Origin of the sequence: Nonomuraea lactucae, from assembly GCF_003313395.1 — a bacterium.
Classification (GTDB): domain Bacteria; phylum Actinomycetota; class Actinomycetes; order Streptosporangiales; family Streptosporangiaceae; genus Nonomuraea; species Nonomuraea lactucae.
In genome coordinates this window covers 1-9617 of sequence record NZ_QNFZ01000947.1, presented here as the reverse complement: position 1 = coordinate 9617, position 9617 = coordinate 1, and the positions used below count along the sequence as shown (strand labels likewise).

General features: G+C 73.7%; 10 protein-coding genes. 3 read left to right on the top strand and 7 right to left on the bottom strand.

Annotated features, from left to right (window positions below; translation table 11 throughout):
• Nucleotides 1-64 precede the first annotated feature (64 nt).
• Together DQW85_RS33120 and DQW85_RS33115 are read right to left on the bottom strand one after the other, a co-directional pair.
• Nucleotides 65-2185 carry an acetate--CoA ligase family protein gene (locus DQW85_RS33120; protein WP_113703713.1) on the bottom strand — a complete coding sequence of 707 codons (2121 nt, stop codon included), beginning with the start codon at nt 2183-2185 and terminating at the stop codon, nt 65-67.
• 14 nt (nt 2186-2199) lie between these two features.
• Complete coding sequence (locus DQW85_RS33115) at nt 2200-3348, bottom strand: acyl-CoA dehydrogenase family protein (protein ID WP_113703712.1); 1149 nt, start codon at nt 3346-3348, stop codon at nt 2200-2202.
• 120 nt (nt 3349-3468) lie between these two features.
• Here DQW85_RS33115 and DQW85_RS33110 point away from each other — a divergent pair, with 120 nt between their 5' ends.
• Genes DQW85_RS33110 through DQW85_RS33100 form a run of 3 tightly spaced genes read left to right on the top strand, consistent with a single transcriptional unit; the run spans nt 3469 to nt 5775 of the window.
• Nucleotides 3469-4254 carry an SDR family NAD(P)-dependent oxidoreductase gene (locus DQW85_RS33110; RefSeq protein ID WP_113703711.1) on the top strand — a complete coding sequence of 262 codons (786 nt, stop codon included), beginning with the start codon at nt 3469-3471 and terminating at the stop codon, nt 4252-4254.
• A gap of 16 nt (nt 4255-4270) precedes the next feature.
• A complete protein-coding gene (locus tag DQW85_RS33105; protein WP_240197578.1) occupies nt 4271-5086 on the top strand; it encodes a crotonase/enoyl-CoA hydratase family protein in 816 nt (271 codons plus the stop codon).
• 41 nt (nt 5087-5127) lie between these two features.
• Nucleotides 5128-5775 (top strand): TetR/AcrR family transcriptional regulator, encoded by a 648-nt coding sequence (locus DQW85_RS33100; RefSeq protein WP_162795569.1) that lies wholly within the window; start codon nt 5128-5130, stop codon nt 5773-5775.
• Here DQW85_RS33100 and DQW85_RS33095 read toward each other — a convergent pair.
• The 5 genes from DQW85_RS33095 to DQW85_RS33075 all read right to left on the bottom strand — a co-directional run.
• A complete protein-coding gene (locus DQW85_RS33095) occupies nt 5762-6778 on the bottom strand; it encodes a TIGR03617 family F420-dependent LLM class oxidoreductase (RefSeq protein WP_113703708.1) in 1017 nt (338 codons plus the stop codon). The genes DQW85_RS33100 and DQW85_RS33095 overlap by 14 nt on opposite strands.
• A 5-nt stretch (nt 6779-6783) precedes the next feature.
• Nucleotides 6784-7938 (bottom strand): thiolase family protein, encoded by a 1155-nt coding sequence (locus tag DQW85_RS33090; protein ID WP_113703707.1) that lies wholly within the window; start codon nt 7936-7938, stop codon nt 6784-6786.
• Nucleotides 7935-8285 (bottom strand): Zn-ribbon domain-containing OB-fold protein, encoded by a 351-nt coding sequence (locus DQW85_RS33085; RefSeq protein WP_113703706.1) that lies wholly within the window; start codon nt 8283-8285, stop codon nt 7935-7937. The genes DQW85_RS33090 and DQW85_RS33085 overlap by 4 nt, the downstream gene beginning before the upstream one ends.
• 60 nt (nt 8286-8345) lie before the next feature.
• Nucleotides 8346-9353 carry an ABC transporter ATP-binding protein gene (locus DQW85_RS33080; RefSeq protein WP_113703705.1) on the bottom strand — a complete coding sequence of 336 codons (1008 nt, stop codon included), beginning with the start codon at nt 9351-9353 and terminating at the stop codon, nt 8346-8348.
• A partial coding sequence (locus tag DQW85_RS33075; RefSeq protein WP_338043433.1) for an oligopeptide/dipeptide ABC transporter ATP-binding protein occupies nt 9350-9617 on the bottom strand: 268 nt, incomplete at its 5' end. The genes DQW85_RS33075 and DQW85_RS33080, both read right to left, overlap by 4 nt.

Sequence of the window (9617 nt, the reverse complement as noted above, 5' to 3'; positions counted from 1 at the left end):
GGAGGCTCGGCCGACGGTCCGGCGGTCGGCTCGCCAGGTGGCCCCGTCGGCCGCCCGGTGCCGTTCACCGCCGCACCACCAGCGCGTCCAGCGCCAGCACGGTCGGCCCCGGCGACCCGGCCGGCCGGACGCGGACCGGGTTGAGGTCCAGCTCGCCGAGCTCGTCCGCGTGCCGGGACACCAGGTCGGACACCGTCAGCAGCAGATCCACCAGGCCCTCCACGTCGTGGCGCGGGGCGCCGCGCATGCCCTCAAGGAGGGGGCGGCAGCGCAGCCCGTCCAGCATCTCCACCGCCGTGCGCCGGTCCAGGGGCAGCAGCCTGCGCTGCACGTCCCTGAACAGCTCGACGTGTACGCCCCCGAGCCCCACCGTGATCAGATGGCCGTAGACCGGATCACGATGGACGCCCACGAGCATGTCGACACCGTCCGGTGCCATGCGTTCCACCAGCACGCCCTCGACGCGCCCGTGAGGCGAGGCGCTCGCGACGATCCGATCCCACGCCTCGGCGGCCGCGTCGGGACCCTCGATCCCGACGATCACCCCGCCCACGTCGGACTTGTGCGGCAGGTCCGGGCTGACGACCTTGAGGACGAGCCGCCCGCGCAGCTCTCGCGCGGCCTCCCGGGCCTGGTCCGCCGACCCGGCCGGCACCCCCTCGGGAACGGCGATGCCGGCTGCGGCCAGCCACGCCTTGGCCTTCGGCTCGGTGTCGACCGCGGGCAGCGGAACGGAGGTGGGACCCGCGCCCCGCAGCAGGAGGGGAGCGGGGCCGGGGTCCGTGGCCGCGCGTCGGCCGTGGTCGGCCCACCGCCGTACGGCCAGGACCGCCTTGCCGAGGCTGCCCGGCGAGCAGAAGCCCGCGTCGGCGAGCACCTGCCATCCCGGGCCGCGTTTGTCGCTCATCCACACCGGCAGCAGCGGGGTGGAGGTCCGGCTCTGCGCCTCGGCCATGGCCCGCGAGCCGAGCGCGGAGTGGTCGCCGTAGTCCAGCGGGATGGGCAGCAGCACCAGATCCACGTAGGGGTCGGCGGCGACGAGGCCGAGGGCGCGGTCCATGAGGCCCGGGTCGGGGATCACGGCGGCGGTGACGTCGACCGGGTTGTCCACCGCCGCGAAGCCGGGCAGCACCTCGCGCAGGGCCGCCGTGGTCTCGGGCGCGAACTCGGCCAGTTCCAGGCCCGCGGCGCCCACCATGTCGGCGGCCATCACGCACGCCCCGCCGGAGCCGCTGAAGACGGCGACCCGGGTCCGAGGGGGTGGGGTGGCGCGGGCGAGCAGCCAGGCGACGTCCATCAGCTCGTCGATGTCGTCCACCTCGACCACGCCGAGCTGGGCGAAGACGGCGCTGTTGACCTCGGCCGAGCCGGCCAGGTTCGCGGTGTGAGACTGGATCGCGCGGACCCCGTACTCGGAGTGGCCCACCTTCAGCGTCACCACCGGCTTGCCCGCCTCGGCCGCCGCGCGGAACGCGGCCAGCAGCCGCCGACCGTCGCGCACGCCCTCCATCAGCGTGACGATGACCTTGATCTGGTCGTCGCCCGCCATGTGGTGGACGAAGTCGGCGACGTCGAGGTCCACGGCGTTGCCGAGCGAGGCCCACAGCGCCGCGCCGGCGCCGCGTTCGGCGGCCTGGATGAGGTTGCGGCCGAGCCCGCCGCCCTGGGTGGCGATGCCGATCGGGCCGGTGCGCTTGTCGTCGGCGAACGCGGGCGAGAACGTCATGCCGATCCGGTCGGCGAGGTTGGTGAGGCCGGGGCAGTTCGGCCCGTAGATCCGCAGCCCGGTCTCGGCCGCGATCCGGCGCATCCGTTCCTGCTGGGCGCGGCCCTCGTCACCGGCCTCGCCGAAGCCGGAGGTGAGGACGATCGCGTAACGGATCCCCTTGGCCGCGCACTGTTCGAGAGCGTCCAGCACGCCGCCGGCCGGGATGGCGATCACCGCGACGTCGGGGGCCGCGGGCAGCGAGGCGACGTCCGGGTGGCAGGGGTGGCCGTCGATCGCGTCCCGGCCCGGGTTGACCAGGTACGTGTCGCCACCGAACTCGGAGGCGTGCAGGAGGTTGTCGACGGTGCGGCGGCCGAGGCTGCCGGGCCTGTCGGAGGCGCCCACGATGACGATCGATCGGGGGCGGACCAGCCGGTTCAGGTCGGGGAACGAGACCTCGGTAGTGTCGTGTGTCATGTGGCCGTCCCGCCCTACTTGATCGCCGAGAGGCCGGTCAGCTCCCGGCCGATGATCAGCGTCTGGATCTCGCTGGTGCCCTCGAGGATGGTCCCGCTCCGGGTATCACGGAAGATCCGCTCGATCGGGAAGCCGGTGGCGTAGCCGAGCCCGCCGTGGATCTGCAGCGCCATATCGGCGACCTCGTGCGCGGCCGCGGTCGCGTAGAGCTTGGCGATCGAGCCCTCCAGCTTGGCGGGCCGGCCCTTGTCCAGCGCCGCCGCGGCGGCGTAGCCGAGAGCCCGCGCCGCGTCGACGCGCATCCTCATCTCGACGAGATGCCGCTGGACGAGCTGGAACGACCCGATCGGCCGCCCGAACTGCCGCCGGGTCTTGGCGTGCTCCAGCGCGAGGTCGAAGGCCCGCTGCGCCGCGCCGACCGCGCCCATCGCGACGTTCACCCGGGCCACCCCGAGGCCCGCCAGGGTCGACTTGAGGGCCTCGCCCTCGGCGCCGATCAGGTTCGCCCTGGGGATCCGGACGTCGTCGAAGCCGAGCTCGGCGGTGCCCGTGGACCGCAGCACCATCGTGTCGACCTTCCGCACCTCGAACGGCGACTCGGACCTGTCCACCAGGAAGAGGGAGAGCCCGCCGTCGCAGGTGGGGCTGTGGGTGCGCGCGACGATGGTGCCGAAGTCGCCCCAGGCGCCGCCGGTGATCCAGAGCTTGCGGCCGTTGATCACCCAGGAGTCGCCGTCCAGCTCGGCCCGGGTCCGGATCTCGGCGACGTTGGAGCCGGTCTCCGGCTCGGTGATCCCGTTGAACACCCTGGCCTCGCCCGCGAGCAGCGGCTTCAGGTAGCGCGCCTTCTGCTCGGGGGTGGCGTCGGTGGCCAGCCGCTGGATCGGGCCGTTGCTGATGTTGATCATCGTGCGCAGCGACGGCCAGGTGTAGCCGAGCTCCTCGATCATCATCGCCCAGGTCACCCGGCTGATGCCGAGCCCGCCGTCCTCCTCGGGCAGCCAGCCGCCCAGGTAGCCGAACTCGGCGAGCACCGGCATGACCTCGAACGGGAAAGTCCCGGCCCGCTCGTGCTCCTCCACGAGCGGCTCCACCTCCGCCGCCAGGTAGCGCCGGATGGTGGCGCGGAGTTCGGTCTGCTCCTCGGTGAGGTCGAAGTCCATCGTGGCACCTCTCGTCGGCCGGCGATCTCGGGCGCCGGATCGGCTCCCGCTGGGTCTCCCCATCGAAACATACTTGCTGTACGATCAGCAAGGAGTTCGAGTGGGGAAGAGGAGGGTCAGATGCCGGATCTGCTGGATCTCAAGGGACGGATCGCGCTGGTCACGGGTGCGGGGCAGGGCGTCGGCCGCCGGGTCGCGCTGCACTTCGCCGAGCACGGCGCCGGGGCCGTGGTGGTGAACGACTTCCGCCTCGAACGCGCCGAGAAGGTGGCCGCGGAGGTCGAGCAGGCCGGTGCCGCGGCGCTCGCCGTGGCCGGGGACGTCGGCGACCTGGAGTCGGTCACCGAGGTCGTGCGGCGCGCCGTCGAGCGCTTCGGCGGGATCGACATCCTGGTCAACAACGCCGGGAACGCCGGGCCGAGCCCCACCGAGGCGATGACCGCCCCGTTCTGGGAGCAGACGCCCGCCGAGTGGCACGGCTACCTCGGCACCAACCTGTACGGAGTGCTCAACAACGCGCATGCCGTCCTTCCCGGGATGATCGAGCGCAGGTACGGTCGGATCGTCACCGTCATCTCCGACGCGGGCCGCTTCGGCGAGGCGGGCCGGGAGTGCTACTCGGCGGCCAAGGCGGGCGCGGCCGGGTTCACCCGCTCGCTGGCCGCCAGCGGGGGAAGATACGGGATCACCGCCAACTGCGTCTCGCTGGCGGCCACCCGCACCCCGCGCACCGAGGCCCAGCTCGACGGCCTGCGGCTGGAGCAGGTCATGAAGCGTTACATCGTACGCCGCCCGGGGGAGCCGGAGGACGCCGCCAACATGGTGCTGATGCTGGCCTCCGACGCCGCCGCGTGGGTGACGGGACAGACGGTCCCGGTCAACGGCGGCTACTCGTTCGCGCTGTGACGGCAGGGAGACGACCGTGACCGACACGACAGATATGATCGCCTCGACCGACGCGAACGGCACGAGCGCGGTCGTGCTCACCGAGATCCGCGGCGACGCCGGGATCATGACGCTCAACCGGCCGCGTGTCCGCAACGCGCTGAACCTGGAGCTGCGAGAGGCCATGCAGTCGGCACTGGAGAGCTTCGACGCCGAGCCGAGCGTCGCGGTGATCGTGCTGACCGGGGCCGGCGGCAACTTCTGCTCCGGCCGGGATCTCAGGGCCGTGGCCGCGGGCGAGCCCATGTACTCCGGCCGTCCCGCGCAGCTCGCCGCGTTCACCCGCGTCTCGGTGCGCAAACCGGTCATCGCGGCGATCGAGGGGTACGCGCTGGCCGGCGGGTTCGAGCTGGCGCTCTCGTGCGACCTGCTGGTCGCCTCGCGGGAGGCGGTCTTCGGCCTGCCGGAGGTGCGGCGCAACCTGGTGGCCATCGGCGGCGGGCTGATCCGGCTGCCGCAGCGGATGCCGTACCATCTGGCGATGCAGCTGGTGCTCACCGGCGAGCACGTCGGCGCGCGGCGGCTGGCCGAGGCGGGCGTCGTCACCGAGCTCGCCGAGCCGGGAGCGGCGCTGGAGACGGCCCTGGCACTGGCGGAGCGGATCGCCGCCAACGGTCCCTCCGCGGTCCGCGCCAGCAAGGAGATCGTGCGGCGGGCGTTCGAGTGGAGCGGCGAGTCCGAGGCGTTCGACGCACAGCTGGCCGTCGCCGAGCCCGCGCTCTCGTCGCCGGACCGCGAGGAGGGCGTCCGGGCCTTCCTGGAGCGGCGGGATCCGGTGTGGACGGACCGGTGAGCGGAATCAGCCTGGACGGACGGGACGGCTAGGAGGCCATGATGGCGGCGGCACGCGGGAGCGGCGCGACCATACCGCGGCTGGGAAGGCAGCCCGAGCGGACCGAGGCGTCGCGCCGGGCACTGATCGAGGCCACGATCGCGGTGCTGGCCACCGAGGGATACCGGGCGGCCACGGTCGCCCGGATCCAGGAGACGTCCGGGCTCAGCCGCGGGCTGGTCGGCTACCACTTCGGCTCGAAGGCCAAGCTGATGGAGGCGGTCGTCGAGCACATCCGCAGCGACTACCAGGCGCAGACCTCCGCCACGGGCGAACGCGAGCACGTCGCCGGGCGCGACCAGGTCCTGGAGATGTTCGACTCCTACCTGAGCCGGCTGGCGCGCCGGCCCAACCCCGCCAAGGCCATGCTCGTGCTGGCCATCGAGTCGGGGACGGAGTCCACCGCCGTGCGGCGCGCCGTCCAGGACGCCTACGCGCGGGTCCGCGAGATATACGTCCGCATGCTGCGCAAGGGCATCGAGGACGGCACGGTCCGCGGCACGGTCGATCCCGAGGCCCACGCGGGGGTCCTGCAGGGCATGCTCCGCGGCATCGTGCTGCAATACTCCCTCGATCCGGAGGGCTTCGACCTGGAGTCCATGAAGAAGGCGGCGCTGGCCTCGCTCGAACACGACCTCAGTCCCGGGTGAGGTCCGCCGACGCGGCGTCCAGCAGCTCCGGGGCCACCCGTCCCGGGCTGGTCAGGCAGATCCGGTCCAGCAGCCCGGCGTAGCGCTCGGCGATCTGGGCGGCCAGCTCACCGGGCTCGGCCACGACGCCGATCGTCCGCACCACCTCGTCCGGCACCAGCTCGGCCATCGCCCGCCAGCGGCCGTCCCCGCCCGTCCTCGACAGCGCGTGCAGGCGGTCGGCCAGGTCCTCCCAGCCGTGGTGGGCGAGCACGGGCCGGTACGCGGGAGTGCTCCCGTAGAAGGCCAGCCGGGCGCGCAACGCCGCCACCGACGACGCCATCTCCCGCTCGTCCCGTCCGGTTGCGACCAGCACCGACCCGCTCATCCTGAAGGCGCTCAGGTCGCGACCGTGACGTGCCAGCGCCTCCGCGACCAGCGGCCGCGTCACCGCGCGCAGGTGGCCGGACCCGCTGAACGGGTGGACCAGCAGGCCGTCGGCCCGCGCGCAGGCCAGCTCGGTCATGGCCGGGCCGACCGCGGCGAGCAGGACCGGCGGGTCGGGGTGCCCGTGCGCGGGAGGCGTGAACGCCGGCGTCATCAGCGTGTGCGTGTAGAACGGCCCCTCGTGTGCGAGCGGCGTCCCCTCGCGCCACGAGGCCCAGATCGCCCGCAGCGCGTCCAGGAAGTCCCGCATCCGGGCGACCGGCGCGTCCCAGCCCATCGAGAACCGCCGTGTGACGTGCCCCCGCACCTGCGTGCCCAGCCCCAGCACGAACCTGCCGCCGGTGAGCGACTGCAGGTCGTGCGCCGTGTAGGCCAGGGTCATCGGGGAGCGGGCGAAGGCGATCGCCACCGCCGTCCCGAGCTCGATCCCCGCCGTGCCACCGGCGGCGACGGCCAGCGGCAGGAACGGATCGGAGTCGATCTCCCTGGTGAAGGTGCCCGCGTAACCTGCGGCCTCCTGCCGGGCCGCGCGCTCCGCCACGTCCGGCCCGAAGGCCAGTCTCGTCTCGGCGAGCATCCGGCTCACCGATCCGGCGCGGCGAGCACGTGCACCGCGCACACCGCTCCGACGCCCACGAGGTGAGCCAGCCCGAGCCGGGCGCCCGGCTGCTGCCGCGCCTCCGCCTCGCCGCGAAGCTGCAGAGTGATCTCGGCGATCTGGCCGATCCCCGTCGGCCCGACGGGATGGCCCATCGCCAGCAGCCCGCCGGACGGGCTCACCGCCACCCGGCCGCCGATGCCGAACTCCCCGTCGGCCAGCCTCGCCGGGCCCTCGCCCTCGCCGCACAGGCCCATGGCCTCCACGTACTGCAGTTCCTCGATGGTGAACGCGTCATGCAGCTCCACCACGTCCAGATCGGCGGCCGAGACGCCGGCCTCCGCGACGGCCTGCTCGGTGGTCGTGCGGGTGAGCTCGGCGTCGAAGCTCTTGGCGCCGTACAGCTCCTCGCTGCGCTGCACCGAGGACAGCACCCGCACCGCCCGTCCGGCGTCGAGCCCGTGCCTCTCGACGGCGTCGCCCGACACGACCAGCGCCGCCGCCGCGCCCTCGCCGACGGGGCAGCACTGCAGCCGCGTCAGCATCCCGGCGATCGGCCGGTCCGCGAGGACCTCCTCCAGCGTCCGCGCCTTCTGGCGGTGCGCGAACGGGTTGCGCGCGGCGTTCCCGTGGTTCTTGACCGCCACCCGGGCCAGATCCTCGGGGCCGGCCCCCCGCGTGCGCAGGTACTCCTCGGCCAGCAGGCCGTAGTGGACCGGAGGGATCACCAGCCCGGCGTCCGGAACGGGGAGCCCGGTGAGCTGTTCGGCGCGCACCGCCCTGCCGGCCTTGTCCACACCGACCGCCAGAGCCACGTCCGCGAAGCCCGCCGCCACGTCCCTGCAGGCCATCCTGAACGCCGACGAGCCTGACGCCGAGGCGTTCTCGACCTGCGTCATGGGGATGCCCGTTGCTCCCAGGTGCCGGAGCATCGGCCGCGACACCGCCATCCCGAGCCGGGTCGCGGCCGTGTACGCCACCTCCACCGCCGGCCACTCCAGGCCCGCGTCGCCGAGCGCGCGGCGCACCGCGGCGAGCCCCAGCTCCACGAAAGCGGTGTCGGTCGGACGTTGGTAGCGGTGCAGGCCCACGCCGATCACGTAGACCGGGCGCAGATCGCGCAGTCGCAGGGCGGTCATCGGGCACCGGCTCCGTTCGTCGAGTGGAAGATCAGCCCGTTGCCGTCCGCCGCGGCGGTCACCGCGACGCCCGCCTCCCGCACCCCGCTGACACGGGCCCGCAGGACGGGCCCCTCATCGAGCTGGACACCGGCGATGGTCGCGGGCGTCGAGACGGCGGGGTCGGGATGCTCGTACACGGTCAGCAGGGCCAGCACGGTCCCGTGCCCGGTCAGCTCGACCGGCTCCAGGCCGGCGCCGTACGCGCCGCAGCCCTCGCAGCCGAATTCCTGCGCGGGAAAGGCCGTGCGCCCGCAGGCGCCGCAGCGCACGCCGCGCAGTGGAAGCGGGTGGGACGGTTCGCTCATGTAATGCTCTCGCTCCTCAAGCCGTGCGCTTCGTGACCGTGTGCTTCGTGACCGGGCGCTTCAAGGCCGTGCGCTCGTCGTGGCCATGTGCTCGTCGTGGTGGAGCAGGCAGGCGACGCGACGGCCGTTCCCGGCGTCCAGCAGTGCCGGATCGGTCTCCGCGCACCGCGGCATCGCCTGCGGGCACCTGCCGCGGAACCGGCACCCGCTCGGCGGGGCCGCCGGATCGGGCTGCTCCCCGCGCAGCACGATCCGCTCGCGCCCGCGCTGCCGCGCCGGGTCGGGGACCGGCACGGCCGACAGCAGGGCCCGGGTGTAGGGATGCAGCGGCTCGGCCACCAACGCCGCCGTCTCCCCTTCCTCGACCACCCGGCCGAGGTACATCACCACGATGCGATGCGTCAGATGCCGGACCGTGGCGAAGTCATGGGAGATCAGCACGGTCCCCAGGCCACTGCCGTCCTGGAGCTCCAGCAGCAGGTTGAGGATCTCCGAGCGCGTGGACAGGTCCAGCGCCGAGGTCGGCTCGTCGGCCACCAGCACGCGCGGCGACAGGGCCATGGCGCGGGCGATCGCGACCCGCTGGCGCTGCCCGCCGGACAGCTCGTCCGGATACCGCTGCGCCAGCGAGGGGTCGAGGGCCACCTGGACGAGCAGCTCGGACGCCCGGTCGGCGCGGTCGGCGCGGGAACCGACCCGGTGCACGACGAGCGGCTCGGTCACCGCGTGCTCGACCGTCTTGGTGGGGTCCAGCGAACCGTAGGGATCCTGGAAGATCACCTGGAGCCGGCGCCGGACCCGCTTGAGCTCACGGCCGCGGACGCCGGTGATGTCGCGCCCCTCCAGCTCGATCCGCCCCGCGTCCGGCGTGTCCAGCCGGGCCAGCAGCCGCCCGGCGGTGGACTTGCCGGAGCCCGACTCTCCCACCACGCCGACCGTCTCGCCCTCGCCGAGATCCAGGTCCACGCCGTCCACGGCGCGCACGCCGGAGGTCGGCCTGCCCAGCAGGTTCCTGGCGATGGGGAACGACTTGCGCAGTCCCCGCGCGCTCAGCAGGGTCGCGGTCATCGTGCCTCCTTCTCGTCGGGCCGGTCGTCGAGTTCGCCGGTGGCCACCCGCAGGCACCGGACTCGGTGCGCGGTGCCGGTAGCGCTCGCGGTTTCCCGGCGGACGCCCGCCTCCTCCGGCCGGGTACGCGCGCAGTCGTCGATCGCGTGCTCGCAGCGCGGCCGGAACCGGCATCCCTCCGGGAACCGGCCCGCGGGCGGCACCCGGCCGGGGATGACCGCCAGCCGGGTGCGGGGCCGGGCGTCCGCCGGGACCGAGCGCAGC